12 protein-coding genes and 1 other RNA gene are annotated in these 16,259 nt (G+C 70.6%); 8 read left to right on the top strand and 5 right to left on the bottom strand.

Going from position 1 to position 16,259, the window contains the following annotated elements; all coding sequences use genetic code 11:
* Window positions 1-42: 42 nt before the first annotated feature.
* The 5 genes from ftsX (at window position 43) to OHU34_RS25620 (ending at window position 3,802) form a co-directional block, all read left to right on the top strand.
* The gene (gene ftsX / locus OHU34_RS25600) at window positions 43-960 is read left to right on the top strand and encodes a permease-like cell division protein FtsX (protein ID WP_020132391.1); all 918 of its coding nucleotides are present in this window, start codon (window positions 43-45) and stop codon (window positions 958-960) included.
* 67 nt (window positions 961-1,027) lie between these two features.
* Window positions 1,028-2,206: a S41 family peptidase gene (locus tag OHU34_RS25605; RefSeq protein WP_142264588.1), complete on the top strand. Its 1,179-nt coding sequence runs from the start codon at window positions 1,028-1,030 to the stop codon at window positions 2,204-2,206.
* Window positions 2,207-2,266: 60 nt separating this feature from the next.
* Window positions 2,267-2,815, top strand: a complete 549-nt coding sequence (smpB, locus tag OHU34_RS25610; protein ID WP_037736523.1) for an SsrA-binding protein SmpB — start codon at window positions 2,267-2,269, stop codon at window positions 2,813-2,815.
* A 151-nt stretch (window positions 2,816-2,966) separates the two neighbouring features.
* Window positions 2,967-3,353: a transfer-messenger RNA gene (ssrA, locus tag OHU34_RS25615) on the top strand.
* 86 nt (window positions 3,354-3,439) lie between these two features.
* Window positions 3,440-3,802, top strand: a complete 363-nt coding sequence (locus tag OHU34_RS25620; RefSeq protein WP_230195570.1) for a hypothetical protein — start codon at window positions 3,440-3,442, stop codon at window positions 3,800-3,802.
* Here the strand turns inward: OHU34_RS25620 and OHU34_RS25625 are convergent.
* From OHU34_RS25625 to OHU34_RS25645, 5 genes are read right to left on the bottom strand one after another with little or no spacing between them, the layout of a single operon-like run.
* Window positions 3,789-4,805 (bottom strand): LacI family DNA-binding transcriptional regulator, encoded by a 1,017-nt coding sequence (locus OHU34_RS25625; RefSeq protein WP_200839700.1) that lies wholly within the window; start codon window positions 4,803-4,805, stop codon window positions 3,789-3,791. The genes OHU34_RS25620 and OHU34_RS25625 overlap by 14 nt on opposite strands.
* Complete coding sequence (gene yicI / locus OHU34_RS25630) at window positions 4,805-7,075, bottom strand: alpha-xylosidase (RefSeq protein WP_230195572.1); 2,271 nt, start codon at window positions 7,073-7,075, stop codon at window positions 4,805-4,807. Before yicI ends, OHU34_RS25625 begins: the two co-directional genes overlap by 1 nt.
* A 29-nt stretch (window positions 7,076-7,104) precedes the next feature.
* Window positions 7,105-7,935, bottom strand: coding sequence for a carbohydrate ABC transporter permease (locus OHU34_RS25635; RefSeq protein ID WP_142264585.1), 831 nt, complete (start codon window positions 7,933-7,935; stop codon window positions 7,105-7,107).
* Window positions 7,932-8,897: a carbohydrate ABC transporter permease gene (locus OHU34_RS25640; RefSeq protein WP_142264584.1), complete on the bottom strand. Its 966-nt coding sequence runs from the start codon at window positions 8,895-8,897 to the stop codon at window positions 7,932-7,934. Before OHU34_RS25640 ends, OHU34_RS25635 begins: the two co-directional genes overlap by 4 nt.
* A complete protein-coding gene (locus tag OHU34_RS25645; RefSeq protein WP_142264583.1) occupies window positions 8,894-10,183 on the bottom strand; it encodes an extracellular solute-binding protein in 1,290 nt (429 codons plus the stop codon). The genes OHU34_RS25640 and OHU34_RS25645 overlap by 4 nt, the downstream gene beginning before the upstream one ends.
* A gap of 725 nt (window positions 10,184-10,908) precedes the next feature.
* On the opposite strand from OHU34_RS25645, the gene OHU34_RS25650 reads away from it, so the two are divergent.
* From OHU34_RS25650 to OHU34_RS25660, 3 genes are all read left to right on the top strand, one after another.
* Window positions 10,909-11,727 (top strand): hypothetical protein, encoded by an 819-nt coding sequence (locus tag OHU34_RS25650; protein WP_142264582.1) that lies wholly within the window; start codon window positions 10,909-10,911, stop codon window positions 11,725-11,727.
* Window positions 11,728-12,804: 1,077 nt separating this feature from the next.
* A complete protein-coding gene (locus OHU34_RS25655; protein WP_230195583.1) occupies window positions 12,805-14,883 on the top strand; it encodes a bifunctional polysaccharide deacetylase/glycosyltransferase family 2 protein in 2,079 nt (692 codons plus the stop codon).
* Window positions 14,883-16,172, top strand: coding sequence for an acyltransferase (locus OHU34_RS25660; protein WP_230195573.1), 1,290 nt, complete (start codon window positions 14,883-14,885; stop codon window positions 16,170-16,172). The genes OHU34_RS25655 and OHU34_RS25660 overlap by 1 nt, the downstream gene beginning before the upstream one ends.
* Window positions 16,173-16,259 lie beyond the last annotated feature (87 nt).

Consider the following 16,259-nt stretch of genomic DNA (forward strand, 5'->3'; position numbering starts at 1 on the left):
CCGTTCTCGCGGACGTCCCCGGAAAGGCCTGAACAACTCGCCATGCGCGCCCAGTTCGTACTGTCGGAGATCGGTGTCGGTCTCCGCCGCAACCTGACGATGACCTTCGCCGTCGTCGTCTCCGTCGCCCTGTCCCTGGCGCTCTTCGGCGGGTCGCTCCTGATGAGCGACCAGGTCAGCACGATGAAGGGCTACTGGTACGACAAGGTCAACGTCTCGGTGTTCCTCTGCAACAAGAGCGACGCCGAGTCCGACCCGAACTGCGCCAAGGGCGCGGTCACCGCGGACCAGAAGAAGCAGATCAAGTCCGACCTCGACAAGATGGGGGTCGTCGAGAAGGTGACGTACGAGTCGCAGGACGACGCGTACAAGCACTACAAGGAGCAGTTCGGCGACTCTCCGCTGGCCAGCTCCCTCACGCCGGACCAGATGCAGGAGTCGTACCGCATCAAGCTGAAGGACCCGGAGAAGTACCAGGTCATCGCGACCGCCTTCGACGGGCGCGACGGCGTGCAGTCCGTGCAGGACCAGAAGGGCATCCTGGACAACCTCTTCGGGCTGCTCAACGGCATGAACTGGGCGGCGCGGGCGGTCATGGCGCTGATGCTCGTCGTGGCGCTGATGCTGATCGTCAACACCGTGCGCGTCTCGGCCTTCAGCCGGCGGCGTGAGACGGGGATCATGCGGCTCGTCGGCGCCTCCGGCTTCTACATCCAGGCGCCGTTCATCGCCGAGGCCGCGGTCGCCGGGCTGATCGGCGGCACGGTCGCCTGCGGATTCCTGGTGATCGCCCGGTACTTCATCATCGACAACGGCCTGGCCCTGTCCGAGAAGCTGAACCTGATCAATTTCATCGGCTGGGACGCGGTGCTGACGAAGCTGCCGCTCATCCTCGCCACGAGCCTGCTGATGCCCGCGTTGGCCGCGTTCTTCGCGCTGCGCAAGTACCTGAAGGTGTGACGCACGCCCCGCGGGCCGTACGGCCAACCGACCGTACGGCCCTTCGCGTTCCCCTAGACTCACCGCCATGTCAGGCCGTGACCTGTTCTGTCAGCCCCGCCGTTTCGGCCGCGGGGCCGCCCTGACATTGGTGTTCGCGAGCGTGCTCGTCGCCGGCGCCGCCACCGGATCCCTGCCGGGCGACCCCGCGCAGGGCGGGCGGGGCGCCTCGGGCGCCGCCCCCTCCCCGGCCCCCGCCGGCCACTCCGAGGACGTGACGCGGGCCGCCGAGGAGGCCGCCGCGGACGGCAAGTCCCCGATGGAGGCCGCCGAGCGCGCCGTCAGCCGCAGCGGGGACCGCTGGGCGGCCGTCTACTCCGAGGGCGAGTACGAGGAGTTCGAGGCGTCCCTCGACGGCCGGTACACCGGCGTCGGCCTGGAGGCCCGAGGCGACGGGGACGGCCGGATCGAGGTGACCAAGGTGCAGTCGGGATCGCCCGCGGCCGCCGCCGGGATCCGCGCGGGCGACCGGCTGCGCAGCGTGGACGGACGCTCCGTCGAAGGCCTCCCGGTCACCGACGTCGTCTCCTTACTCCGCGGTGACGCCACGGGCGCGACCGCCGGCAGCTCCGTCCGTCTGGGCCTGGAGCGCGGCACGCGCGCGTGGACCGAGAGCCTGCGCCGGGCGCTCCTTTCCACGGACTCCGTCACCGTCCACCGGCTTTCCGACGACACCACCGTCATCACCGTCGCCGCGTTCACCAAGGGTGTCGGTGACAGCGTGCGCAGCGCCGTCCGCCGGACCCCGGCAGGGGCCGGGATCGTCCTCGATCTGCGCGGCAACTCCGGCGGCCTGGTCACCGAGGCCGTCTCCGCCGCCTCCGCCTTCCTCGACGGCGGCCTGGTCGCCACCTACGACGTCGACGGTGACCAGCGCGCCCTGCACGCCGAGGGCGGCGGCGACACCACCAGCCCCCTGGTCGCACTCGTCGACGGCGGCACGATGAGCGCCGCCGAGCTGCTCACCGGCGCCCTCCAGGACCGTGGCCGCGCGGTCGTCGTGGGCTCCCGCACCTTCGGCAAGGGCTCGGTCCAGATGCCGAGCCGGCTGCCCGACGGCTCCGTCGCCGAGCTGACCGTCGGGCACTACCGCACCCCCTCCGGTCACGGTGTCGACGGCCGGGGCATCACCCCCGACCTGGAGGCGGACGACGGGGCGCTGGAGCGGGCCGAGACCGTGCTGAGCGGCCTCGGGGACGCGCCCTGAGCGACCGCCGCGTAATCGGCTTTCCCTCAGTGGGCCTCCGGGTGCGAAACTGGCTGCACTATGAGCAAGGGAATGTACGTACCGAAGGAGTCCCAGCCGAAGCAGGGCGGGGCGGCCGCGTCCGGCAAGGTCAAGGACGGCAAGCGCAAGATCGTCGCGCAGAACAAGAAGGCCCGGCACGACTACGCGATCATCGATGTCTACGAGGCCGGTCTCGTCCTCACCGGCACCGAGGTGAAGTCGCTGCGCGAGGGGCGCGCCTCGCTGACCGACGCCTTCGTCCAGATCGAGGGCAACGAGGCGTGGCTGCACGCCGCGCACATCCCCGAGTACTTCCAGGGCAGCTGGACCAACCACTCCGCGCGCCGCAAGCGCAAGCTGCTCCTGCACCGCGAGGAGATCGACAAGCTGGCGGTGAAGTCCGAGGAGACGGGCCACACGATCGTGGCCCTGGCCGTCTACTTCAAGGACGGCCGGGCGAAGGCCGAGATCGCGCTGGCGCGCGGCAAGAAGGAGTACGACAAGCGGCAGACCCTGCGCGAGCAGCAGGACCGCCGTGAGACGGACCGGGTGATCGCGGCGGCGAAGCGCAGGCAGCGGCACGCGTGACCGCCGCACCCGGCGCCCGTAGCCACCGGGACGGCTCGGAGACGGAGCTCGCGGGGAATACAGTGGCACCGTCGTGCGTTGGTCACGTACGATGGCACCTGTGCCTCACAGCAGGCACGAGCCCTCTCCGGAGGGATTGAAAAATCAACATGGGGATGATCGGTTTCGACAGCGACTGTTGAAGCAGGGGAAGCGTGTCGAGGAAGCGGCAATGATCTCGTAAACCATATGTCGCAAAAAATAATCGCCAATACCAAGAGCGATTCCCAGTCCTACGCCCTCGCTGCCTAATAAGCAGTGATGTAGGACCCTAAAGGGTGTCAGCCCGGGAGTGTTCCCGGCCCGGATCCTGGCATAATCTAGGGAACTAAACCATCTGGCCCGGTCACGGGGTCGGATGGGAAATCAAACAGTGACTGGGCCCGTCGGCGACTTGTTCGCGTGATCACCGGGGCCGAGAAAATCGAAGCGAACTGCACACGGAGAAGCCCTGATTCTGCACCGTTGGACGCGGGTTCGATTCCCGCCATCTCCACTCATCCCATGTGAACAGGAACCCCGTCGCTCCCGAGCGGCGGGGTTCTTGTCGTGCAGGCCGTACAAGGCCGTGAAGAGGGAGGCCCGGTGGAAGACCCGCCGCACATCACGCTCCTGGGCGAATACCGTGCGCGCCCCCTCCGCAGGGGTCTCTACGACGATTTCGCCCCGGACGACCCTCGGGCCGCCCTCGGCCTGTCCGCCGCCCTGGTCGCCGACCTGTCCGCCTGGGCGACCGGCATCGACACGGCCATGAACACCTGGCTGGCCGACCGCGACGACTTCCGCTGGGACGCCGCGTTCCTGCGCCTGCACGAGGAGGGCGAGACGCTGGCCGAACGCCTCGCCCGGGAACTCGCACCCGGTCGGACCGTGGGCTACGAAGGCGTCCAGGGTGTGTCCTGCGCGCTCCTGGGGACCCGCCTCGGCAACCCGGTCAGCGTGGACTGACCGTCCGCGGCGCCGTACTCGCCCGCGGGGTCAGCGCGGGAGGCAGCAGGGTCGCCTCGGGTACGGTCTCGCCGTCGAGCTTGCGCATCAGCAGCTCCACCGCACGCTCACCCACCTCCGCCGACGGCAGCGCGATGGAGGTGACCGGTACCCGGAGCCCCGCGGCCAGCTCGTCCGGGCAGATCGCCGTGACCGACAGGTCGCCGGGGACCCGCAGTCCCAGCTGCTCGAACGCGTCGACGAGCGGCTCCAGGACCGCCTCGTTGTGGACCACCACCCCCGTCAACGCGGGCTGCTCGCGCAGCAGCCGCTCCGCCACCCGGCGGGCGGCGGCCGGGGTCGCCTCGCAGGGGTGGACGGCGGAGGCGAGCCCCACCCGGTCGGCGGCCGCGGTGAACCCCTGGACCACGCGCTGCGCGAAGGCCGTCCCGCGCACGTACACCTCCGGCGGCGACCCGACCAGCCCGACCACCCGGTGCCCGAGCTGCGCCAGATGTTCCACGCACCGTTCGCCCGCCGCCCTGAAGTCGAGGTCGATGCAGGTCAGCCCGTCGGCCTCGAGCGGGAAACCGATCATCACGGACGGCCGGTCCAAGGAGCGCAGCAACGGCAGCCGGGGATCGTGGAGTTGGACGTCCATCAGGATCAGCGCGTCGACCAGGGCCGTGTCCGCGACCCTGCGCAGCCCCTCCTCGCCCTCCTCCTGGGTCAGCAGCAGCACGTCGTGGTCGTGCTGCCGGGCCGCCGTCACCACGGACACCGCGAACTGCATGACGACCGGGACATGGATGCCGGCCCGCAGCGGCACCACGAGCGCCAGCACGTTGGAGCGGCTGCTGGCCAGCGCCCGGGCGCCGGCGTGCGGGCGGTAGCCCAGCGTGCGGGCGGCCTCCTCGACCCGCCGCCGGGTCTCCTCGGAGATCGGGCGCTTGCCGCTCAGCGCGTAGGACACCGTGCTGGGGGAGACCCCGGCGTGCCGCGCCACATCGGTGATCTTCACCATCAGGCCTGCTCCCGGTCGTCCGCGGTCTCCAGGGTCAGGAAGCCGGTGCCCGCCGCCGCCCGCGCGACCCGGTCCCCGGCCGCCAGCGCCCATGGCGCCGAGGGGTCGCTCGCGGACGCCCGCAGGGTGTCCCCCTCCCGTACGACGGTGAAGGTCACGTCCCCGACCCGTACCGTCACCTGGGCGCCGCGCTCCAGGCCGTAGGTGCGCAGAGTGACCCCGTCGGCGTGCGGGTAGTCCGGCCGGTCGGCGTGGGCGCCCACCGGGAGGACCGCGCCCGGCCGCACCAGCAGCGGCAGGCCGAGGAACCCGTGGCGTTCGCGCATCCAGCGCGGCCCGGTCACCGTCCGCCCGGTGAGGTAGTGGGTCCAGGTGCCCTCGGGGACGTAGTACGTCACGTCCCCCGCGTCGCTGAACACCGGCGCGACCAGCAGGTCCGGGCCGAGCATGTACTGCCGTTCCAGGTGCGCGCAGCCGGGATCCGCCGGGAACTCCAGCACCATCGCCCGCATCATCGGCGTGCCCTCCTCGTGGGCGACGCGGGCGGCCTCGTAGAGGTAGGGCATGAGCCGCAGCTTCAGCCGGGTGAAGTGCCGGGCCACGTCCACCGACTCCTCGTCGAACAGCCAGGGCACCCGGTACGAGGAGCTGCCGTGCAGTCTGCTGTGCGAGGACAGCAGGCCGAAGGCCAGCCAGCGCTTGAACAGCGCCGGTGTCGGTGTGCCCTCGAAGCCGCCGATGTCGTGGCTCCAGAAGCCGAATCCGGACAGGCCCAGGGACAGCCCGCCGCGCAACGACTCCGCCATCGACTCGTACGTCGCCTCGCAGTCACCGCCCCAGTGCACCGGGAACTGCTGGCTGCCGGCCGTCGCCGACCGCGCGAAGACGACCGCCTCCCCCTCGCCCCGGTGCTTGCGCAGCACGTCGAAGACGGTGCGGTTGTAGAGGTACGTGTAGTAGTTGTGCATCCGCTCCGGGTCCGAGCCGTCGGACCAGGTCACGTCGACCGGGACGCGCTCGCCGAAGTCGGTCTTGAAGCAGTCGACGCCCTGCGCGAGCAGCGCTTCCAGCTTGGCCGCGTACCACTCGCGGGCGGCGGGGCTGGTGAAGTCCACGAGGGCCATGCCGGGCTGCCACAGGTCCCACTGCCAGACGCTCCCGTCCGGCCGCCTCAGCAGATGGCCGAGCGCCCTGCCCTCGGCGAAGAGCGGCGACCGCTGGGCGATGTACGGGTTGATCCACACGCTGACGTGCAGGCCCTTCGCCTTCAGCCGGGCCAGCATGCCCTCCGGATCGGGGAACACCCGTGGGTCCCAGGTGAAGTCGCACCAGTTGAACTCCCGCATCCAGAAGCAGTCGAAGTGGAAGACGGAGAGCGGGAGCTCGCGCTCGCGCATGCCCTCGATGAAGGAGGTCACCGTCTCCTCGTCGTAGGAGGTGGTGAACGACGTCGACAGCCACAGGCCGAACGACCAGGCGGGCGGGAGTGCGGGGCGGCCGGTGAGGGCGGTGTACTTGCGGAGGATGTCCTTCGGGGTGGGGCCGTGGATGACGTAGTACGTCAACTCCTGTGTCTCGGCGCTGAACTGGACGCGGGACACGGCCTCCGAGCCGACCTCGAAGGACACCTTGCCCGGGTGGTCTACGAAGACGCCGTAGCCCGCGTCCGTGAGGTAGAACGGCACGTTCTTGTAGGCCTGTTCGGTCGCCGTGCCGCCGTCGGCGTTCCAGATGTCGACGACCTGGCCGTTCTTGACCAGCGGGCCGAAGCGTTCGCCGAGGCCGTAGACGGAGGTCCCCACTCCCAGGTTGAGCTGCTCGCGCAGGTAGTGGCCGCCGGTGGCCGCGTCCCGCATGATGCCCATGCCCTTGGGGCCGCTGGAGGTGAGGGTGCGGCCGTGGGCGAGGAACTCCACGTGCCAGGGGCCGGAACGGGCGACCTTCACGGAGAGCGCGCCGGAGGTCAGGGTCGCGTACGCGTCGTCGTAGGACAGCAGGGGGGCGGGCTCCGCCTCGGTGAGGTCGAAGGCCGGCTCGCGGGGCCGCTCGCCCGTGAAGTGGGTGAGGGTGAGGCCGACGACGTCGGGCATCGGGGTGTGGGCGGTGATCGTCATGACCGGTCCCGTCATCAGGTCGCCGCGGCTGCGGATGGGCCGGGTAGGCGCGTGGATCTCCAGGGCGCCGTCCGACTCGACGACGTCGAGGACCTCGGCCGGGTGGGCGGCGGTGACGCCCTCGCGCAGCAGCCAGTAACCGTCGGTGAACTTCATGGGTGGGGGTCCTTACTGCTCGGTCCTCACTACTTCACGGCACCCACGGCGATACCGCGCGTGAGGGTCCGCTGGAAGACGAGGAAGAAGACGAGGGCCGGGAGTACGCCGAGGAGGGCGGCCGCGTTGGTCATCGTGGCGTCCATCAGGCGCTGCCCCTGGAGGACACCGAGGGCCACCGACACGGTCTGGTTGTCGTTGGAGATCAGCATGACCAGCGGGAGCAGGAACTCGTTCCACGTCCAGACGAAGAAGAAGACCAGCAGCACACCGAGGGTGGGCCGGCTGACGGGGACGACGATCCGCCACAGCACCTGCCACTTGTCGGCGCCGTCGATCCGGGCCGCCTCGATGATCTCGCGCGGGAACCGGCTCAGCACGGCGGAGAGCAGGTAGGTGCCGAAGGCCGCCTGGATCACCGTGAAGACGATGATCACGCTCAGCCGGGTGTCGTACAGGCCGGCCTGCTTGCTCAGGTAGTACACCGGGTAGACCAGCGCCTCCTGCGGAAGCATGTTGGCCAGCACGAAGAAGGCCAGGACCCAGGTGCGTCCCCTGATCCGCCCGATGCCGATCGCGTACGCGTTCAGCACCGACAGGACCACCGCCGCCACCGCCACCGAGCCGCTGATCAGGACCGAGTTCAGCAGCTTGCGGTTGTAGTCGACACGCTCCCAGAAGTCCTTCAGACCGTCCAGGTACAGGCCGTCGGGCAGGCTCAACGGCCCGTTCCGCGCGTACTCCGCCGGGGACTTGACCGCGTTCAGGGCGACGACCAGAAACGGGACGATCATGAAGAGGGCGGCCAGGCAGAGGGCCAGGAGGACCGGGTAGCGGCGCAGGGCTCGTACGGCCTTCATGTGCGGAGTCCTTCCTCCGCGTCCTGCGCCCGGGTCTGCAGCCGCAGGCCGACCAGGGAGAGGGCGAGGATGATCACGGTGAGCACGGTGGAGATCGCGGCGCCGTAGCCGACCTGCGTCTTCTCGAAGAACGTGGCGAAGGAGAAGTAGGAGGGGACGTTCGTCGCGCCGCCGGGGCCGCCCTTCGTCAGGACGTACACCGCGCCGAACACCTTGAGCGCGGCGATCGTGCACCACGTCAGGACGACGTAGATCTCCGGGCGGATCTGCGGCAGCGTGATGTGCGCGAAGCGGCGCCACCAGCCGGCGCCGTCCAGCTCGGCCGCCTCGTACAGTTGCGGGTCGACGCGTTGAAGTCCCGCCATGAAGACGACCAGCGGGAAGCCGAGCTGCACCCACACCATCACGCCCATGACGCTGTAGAGGGCGAGGTCGGGGTCGCCGAGCCAGTCCTGCCGCCAGGAGCCGAGACCGACGGCCCGGAGCAGCTCGTTGAGCGAGCCGTCGTCGGGCGCGAGGATCCAGCTCCAGACGATGCCGGCGACCGCGATCGGCAGCACCTGCGGGAGGTAGAAGCAGGCCCGCAGGACGGCCGCCGTCCGGCTGCCGAAGTGCTTGCCGACGTAGTCGAACAGGGCGGCGGCCAGGACCAGTCCGACGGCCGTGGGGAGCGCCGCCATCGCGACGACCATGAAGAGGCTGTGCCGGAAGCTCTCCCAGAACTCCGCGTCGTCCAGCAGCTCGCGGTAGTTGGCGAGTCCGGCCCACTCGGGGCTGCCCACGCCCTGCCAGTCGGTGAGGCTCACCCCGGTGTTCATCAGGAACGGCACGATGACGACGGCGAGGAAGGCGAGGGCGCCCGGGAGCAGGAACAGCGCGTAGGAATCGCGGGCCCGGCGCGGGTGAAAGGACCTGTCCTGCTTGCCCGTCACCCGCCCGCCGCGTTCGACGGTCACCGTCATGTCTTCGGTACGCCCTTGTCGTACGCCTCCTGCAACGCGTCCAGGTAGCCGTCGGGCTTCTCGCTGCCGGTGATCAGCTTCTGGGTCTCGGAGACGAGGACGTCGTAGAAGCCGGGGACCGGCCAGTCCGGGTAGAAGGCCAGGCCGTCGCGGCCCGACAGGGTGTTGAAGTTGGCGATGAGCTCCTTGGACTTCGGGTCGGTGATGGCGGCGGTGTCCGCCGCGACCGGGACGCCGCCCTTGTTGCCGAGCAGGTTCTGGATCTTCTTCGACATGGTGATGTCGATGAAGTCGTAGGCGAGCTCCTTGTTGTGGGCGCTCTTGGGGACGACCCACAGGTTGCCGCCGGAGCCCGGCGTGAGGTTCGAGCCGGGCCACAGGGTGGTGCCCCAGTCGAACGTCGCCTCGTCCTGGAAGCGGCCGTACCACCAGCTGCCGGAGAACAGGATCGGTGCCTTGCCCTGGAGGAAGGAGAGGCCCGCGTCCTCGGCCTTGGCGCTGGTGGAGCTCTTGCCGATGTAGCCCTTCTTCACCCAGTCGGCGAAGGTGTCGGCCGCGTACGTCCAGGCGGCGTCGTGGAAGTCGGTCTTCCCCTGGTACAGCTCGTAGGAGTCGACCCAGGAGCGGTCCGCCCTGGACAGGGCCAGCTGGTAGACGTACTGCTGGGCCAGGTACTCGGCGCCGGAGTTGGCGAGCGGGGTGATCTTGTGCTCGGCGAAGGTGTCCATCGCCGCGACCAGGTCGTCGAACGTCTTCGGCTCGGTGAGCCGGTACTTCGCGAACAGGTCCTTGTTGAAGTAGACCATCGTGTACTCGGCGTAGTTGGGCACGCCGTACCACTTGCCGGAGCCCATCACGCCGTTCGTGTCGTACCTGCTGGTGGTGCGCACGCCCGGGCTGAGCAGCTTGTCCCAGCCGCGCTTCGTCACCTCGGCGGACAGGTCGGTGAGGAGCCCCTGCCTGGAGAGCAGGCCCGCCGTCGCGTTGCCCTTGTTGTACTCCATGAGGTCGGGCGCGTCGGAGGAGTTGAGGACCATCGGGGCGGTCTTCTGGATCTGGTCGAAGCTCTTCTCCTCGAACTCCACCTTCACGCCCGGGTGCTGGGCCTCGAACTCCTTGATCGCCGCTGTCCAGGCCGCGCCCATCGCGCTGTTCGGGGCCTCGTAGTGCCACAGCCGCAGGGTCTTGGCGTCGGAGGAGCCGCCGCCGTCCGAGCCGCCGCAGGAGGCCAGGAGCAGAGATCCGGCGAGGACCGCTGCCGCGCTGGCCGTTCCCCGTCGTGCCATCACACGCCTTCGTGCCGGCAACATCCTGTGCCTCCAAGGGAGTCGGATGGATCTGAGGGCGTCACGGTGCGTCCATCGAATCGATTCGATGGGTGACGTCGAAGCGCTTCGACGGGGGAAGTTATGTGGCTGCTGTGGTCACGTCAATGGGGCGCGTGGGGAAAACGGGCAATCCGGTGTTGGCGCCAGTGAACTTTCCGGCCATGCCTGGGATGGCTCCTCGCCGCCCTCTCGGAGCGGTCCTTTTGTACCGGTATGCCGCTTGTGCAACGAAACGGGCTGACCGCCTCGATCCGCGATGCGCATCGATGGATCACTTTCGTGATCGCGGTGATCGAGTGCGACCGCCGAGGCCTGGCCAGGAGTGGTTTCCAGCCATGGACAAGGGCGTGAATTCTGTCCATGTATGACACATCGCGAACACAGGGCCCAAGCCTGCGCTAGATTCGTAGACCTGAGCGCAATGGGATAAATGGGGCGCGAGAGCTGGGTGGGGGCCCGGTTCATCGGCGTGCGCTCAGGGTCGTCGGCGCACCCGGAACAGTTCCGTGGGGGGAAGTACGCACATGAAGAATTGGCGAGAAGACGCCCAACCGGAGTGGCCGGCGGCGGCATCGCCGACCCGGGATGTGCCGGTCGTGGGGCCGGGATCCCAGAGTCTGGCAGGGGTCGGGGGGCAGCCTCTGACGGCCATGGCGGGGGAAAGCGCCAGATACCGGTCGTTGATGGACGTACCGAGGGAAAGCGGTCTCCTGTCGGCCTCGACCACCTCGAACGGACTTTCCGAAAACGAACGGTCGAGCGATCTCCGGGACCCCTGGGGAGAGGAGCCCGGCGGCGCCGACGGGGAGACGAGCGACCCGGCCGAGGTGACCGTCCAGCTCGACGCCCTGAAGAAGGGGCGACCCGACGGTTCCGATGCCGCCTCCGACGTCCCGGTGTTCGTCGACGAGTCGGGCCGGCGCAGCCGTACGTTCCGCCGCATCGGCATCGTCGTGGGTACCGTCTGCGGGGCGTACGCCGTCGTCATCGTGGCCGCGCTGCTCTCGGGCAACGCGGGCGCGCCCTGGCTGCCGGTCCCGGTGCCGGGCCAGGCCGACGAGAAGCCGGCGGCGGGCAAGGTGGACGGCACGTCGGCGCCCGACAAGTCCGCGAGCCCGCGCCACGGGGTTCCCGGCGGCACGGTTCCGGGCGGCTCGGGTGCCACCGCGACCGCGTCCGGCACGATGCCGGGCAAGCCGGGCGCGAGTACGGCGCCGGGTGCGTCGGGCAGCGCGGCTCCGTCGGGCAGGGCGTCCACGGCGGCGCGGCCCTCGGCGAGCGGGGCCGCCCGCCCCAGCACCGGAGCGACGGCCACGGGCTCCTCGGCGCCCGGCCCGAGCAGCCCGGTGGTCGCACCGCCGCCGTCCACGCCGCCGCCGGCGTCCTCGCCCGCCGCCTCTCCTTCCGCGTCCTCCGAGCCGTCCCCGGCCGGCGGGGCCTCCACCACGGTCGCCGACGGCCCGCCGGAACCGGTCCCGGCGGCATCGACCCCGGCAGCCTGAACGGGACCCGTGCGAGCCGCCGGCCGACCGGCCTCACGGACGCCCCCGGCCTCGGCGCACGGTGAACCCCGCCGCCGGGTCCGGCTTGGAGCGGCGGCGGACGAACACCACCACACCGCCGACCGCCGCAGCGGCTGCGCCCGGGGCACCTGGGCAGGGGCTGGAGCTTTGGTGCCCGGGCCGGGACCGGTGCTTCGGCCACCTGGGTCGGGACGGGTTTTCAGCACTCCGGGCTCGGGACCGAGGTTCCGGTCTTCAGCGGCCGGGCCTGCGCTTCGGCCATCAGAGACCAGGGCTGGGCTTCCGTCCTGGGGGGGGCGGCAGTTCTCGGCCACCGGACCGGTGCTCCGGTCACGCGGGCGGAGGGCGGCCGTCGTCGTTCCACCACGGCTCCGCCACCGCGCCGGGACCCGGGCTCCCGCCTCCGTGACCGGCCCCCGGGACCCGGACCCTCCGGTCCGCCCCTGGCCCGGATCGTCCGGCCCGCATCGCGGGGCCCCGCACAACCGGCCCGGAAACAACCCGACCTGACGGTCCCGACCTGACGGTCCCGACCTGACGGTCCCGACCTGACGGTCCCGGAGCAACGGCCCCGACGTGACAGTCCCGACCTGGCAGCACCTGACCCGACAGCCCGACCCGGCGGCCCCGACGTGACGGGGCCCGGCACATGAAGTCCGCACCTGTCAGCGATGTCTTGACGCTCGCTCCTCGCCGCTTCAGCTCGCGGCGCGTACCTCGCCCGACCTCGTCCCCGGAGAACCACCTCTCATGGCACCACGTACCAGCCGCCGCTCGACCCGACGGTCAGCTGTCGGGCAGCCCGCGCACTCGTCCGGCGGCCACGCCGCGTCCGCTTCACCGTCGCCGGGGGACGCGCCGGGAGGTGAGTCGGCCGGCGGCCCGCGCGGCGGTGGGCGGCGGTCCCCCGGCCGGCGGTCCGGCCCGAGGCAGGGCCGGGGCCGCGCCCCGGGGCACGCGGCGGGCGGTTCCGCGCATGCCGCGCCGTCACCCGAACGCCGGCGTCTCGTGTCGCTCCGGCTGCGTCACCTGCTGCCGCTCGTCGTGCTCGTCGCGATGATGGCGATGCTGATGCTGCGCGGCTATGTGCACAGCGAGATCCTCGCCGACCACCGCATCCGCCCCGAGGCCGCCGCCGACAAGGTGCCGCAGAAGGTGCTCGACGGTGGCCCGGTCGTCGACACCCGGAACGGGCAGCAGACCAGCCTCGGCGTGCCGGACCACCGGATCGTGCTCACCTTCGACGACGGGCCCGACCCGAAGTGGACCCCCGAGGTCCTCGACGTCCTGAAGAAGCACCACGCGCACGCCGTCTTCTTCATCACCGGCACCATGGCCTCCCGCTACCCGGACCTGGTCCGGCGGATGGTGGACGAGGGCCACGAGATCGGACTGCACACCTTCAACCACCCCGACCTCTCCTACCAGTCGAAGAAGCGCATCGACTGGGAGCTCACCCAGAACCAGCTGGCCCTGGCAGGCGCCGCGGGGATCAGGACCTCGCTCTTCCGGCCGCCCTACTCCTCCAGCACGGACGCCCTCGACAACGCCTCCTGGCCGGTCACGCAGTTCGTCGGCACCCGTGGCTACCTCACCGTCTTCACCACCGCCGACAGCGAGGACTGGCGCAGGCCCGGGGTCCGGGAGATCATCCGCAACTCCACGCCGCAGGGCGGCAAGGGCGCGATCGTCCTCATGCACGACTCCGGCGGCGACCGCCACCAGACGGTCCGGGCCCTCGACACCTACCTTCCCGAACTCCAGGGCAAGGGCTACACGTTCGAGAACCTCACCGAGGCCCTGGCGGCCCCGAGCGCGCACACCCCGGCCACCGGGCTCGACCTGTGGAAGGGCAAGGCCTGGGTCGTCCTGGTCGAGGCCTCGGACGACATCACCGCCGTCCTGGTCGTCGGCCTCGCCGTCATCGGCGTCCTGGTCTTCGCCCGCTTCGGGCTGATGCTCCTGCTCTCCGCGATCCACACCCGCCGTACCCGCCGCAAAGGCTTCGTCTGGGGGCCCGACGCGCCCGTCACCGAACCGGCCTCGGTGCTCGTCCCGGCCTACAACGAGGCCAAGTGCATCGAGAGCACGGTGCGTTCGCTGATGAAGAGCGAGCACCCGATCGAGATCGTCGTCATCGACGACGGCTCCAGCGACGGCACCGCCCGTATCGTCGAGGACCTGCACCTGCCCGGCGTCCGCGTCGTCCGGCAGCTCAACGCGGGCAAGCCCGCGGCCCTCAACCGGGGTATCGCCAACGCTCGGCACGACCTCATCGTGATGATGGACGGCGACACCGTCTTCGAGCCCTCCACGGTCCGTGAACTCGTCCAGCCCTTCGCCGATCCGAAGGTCGGCGCGGTCGCCGGCAACGCCAAGGTCGGCAACAAGGACACCCTGATCGGCGCCTGGCAGCACATCGAGTACGTGATGGGCTTCAACCTCGACCGCCGGATGTACGACGTCCTGCGCTGCATGCCCACCATTCCGGGGGCCGTCGGGGCGTTCCGGCGCGGCGCGCTCGACCGGGTCGGCGGCATGAGCGACGACACCCTCGCCGAGGACACCGACATCACCATGGCCATCCACCGGGACGGATGGCACGTCGTCTACGCGGAGAAGGCGCGCGCCTGGACCGAGGCGCCCGAGTCCGTCCAGCAGCTGTGGTCGCAGCGGTACCGCTGGTGCTACGGCACCATGCAGGCGATCTGGAAGCACCGCCGCGCCATCGTCGAGAGCGGGCCGTCGGGCCGCTTCGGCCGCGTCGGCCTCCCGCTCGTCTCCCTCTTCATGGTGGTGGCCCCGCTCCTCGCCCCCCTCATCGACCTCTTCCTCGTCTACGGCCTGCTCTTCGGCCCGACCGGCAAGACGATCGCGGCCTGGTTCGGCGTCCTCGCCGTCCAGGCGGGCTGCGCGGCGTACGCCTTCGTCCTGGACCGCGAGCGCCTCACCCCCCTCATCTCGCTCCCGCTCCAGCAACTCCTCTACCGCCAGCTGATGTACATCGTCCTGCTCCAGTCCTGGATCACCGCCCTCACCGGCGGCCGGCTGCGCTGGCAGAAACTCCGTCGCAAGGGCCAGGTGGCGGCCCCGCCCGGCGTGGCGGCGGCGACCGCGGACGGAGGAGCGGCCTGATGAGCACCCACCCGACGGACACCACGGCCGAGTTGCCCGAACTGCCCCACGCGTCGGCCCGGACCACCGTGCCCGAGCAGCAGGGTTCCGAGCAGCAGGGCTCAGGGCAGCAAGGTTCAGGGCAGCAGGGCGCCGAGGAGAAAGGTGCCGGGAAGAAGGGCGGTGGCCGGGACCGCTACTTCGACCTGCTCCGGGCCATCGCCCTCTTCCGGGTCGTCTTCTACCACCTGATGGGCTGGGCCTGGCTGCCCATCCTCTTCCCCTCCATGGGCGTGATGTTCGCGCTCGCCGGCAACCTCATGGCCCGCTCGCTGGCCGCCCGTCCCGCGCTGGGAGTCGTACGAGGCCGGCTGCGCAGGCTGCTGCCCCCGCTGTGGCTGCTGGGCGCGGTCGGTGTGACGGGCATGCTGGTGGCGGGCTGGAGCCCGGACGAGGAGGGGCACCCCGGCTGGTGGTGGCTCCACCTCGCCTACTGGATCCTGCCGCTGAGCGACCCGCCGTACGGCGAGGCTCTGCCCGGTGTGCACGGGCTGATCAGCGACGGATGGGCCGGCGACCTCGGCGTACCCCTCTGGTACCTCCGCGCCTACCTCTGGTTCGTGCTGCTCTCCCCGTTCCTGCTGCGTGCCCTGCGCCGGCTGCCCTGGCCGACGATCCTCGCGCCCGTCGCGCTGTCCGCCGCCCTGGAGTTCGGCGCGCTGTCGGTACCGGGCTGGCGGCTGGAGGCCCAGCTCAGCGACTTCGGCACGTTCGGCGCGTGCTGGCTGCTGGGCATGGCGCACCAGGAGGGCGTGCTGCGTCGCCTGCCGCGTTACGTGGTGCCGTCCCTGGCGCCCGCGGTGGCGGGAATCGGCCTCTGGTACACCCTGACCCACGACCTCAGGGAGGGCCACGACCTGGACGACATGCCCTTCGCCCAGTCCCTGTGGTCCTTCGCCGCGGTGCTGCTGCTCCTGCACCTCAGCCCGTCCTGGTCCGAGTGGCCGGCCGGGTTGCGCCGCTGGGACCGGCTGATCACCCTGCTCAACTCCCGTGCCGTGACGATCTACCTGTGGCACAACGTCTGCATCGGGGTCGTGGAGGCCCTGTGGGACCGGCTGTGGGGCGTCTCCTGGCTGGAGACGAACGCTTCCTGGGTCCTGGAGAGCCCGTGGCCGCAGCTGCCGGCCATCTGGCTGCTCACCGCGGCCTGCGTGATCTGCTTCGGCTGGGTGGAGGATCTGGCGGCCCGCCGCAGGCCACGCCTGTGGCCGGACGGCCGGGTCGGCGCCGGAACCCACCGGTCCTGAACCCACCGGTCCTGAACGGCACCTTCGGCCCCCGAACCGGACCCCGTGTGCGCCTCCGTGCAGCGCTGCAGGCCGCCGCACACCGCC

Source organism: Streptomyces sp. NBC_00080 (assembly GCF_045041255.1).
Classification (GTDB): Bacteria; Actinomycetota; Actinomycetes; order Streptomycetales; family Streptomycetaceae; genus Streptomyces; species Streptomyces coriariae.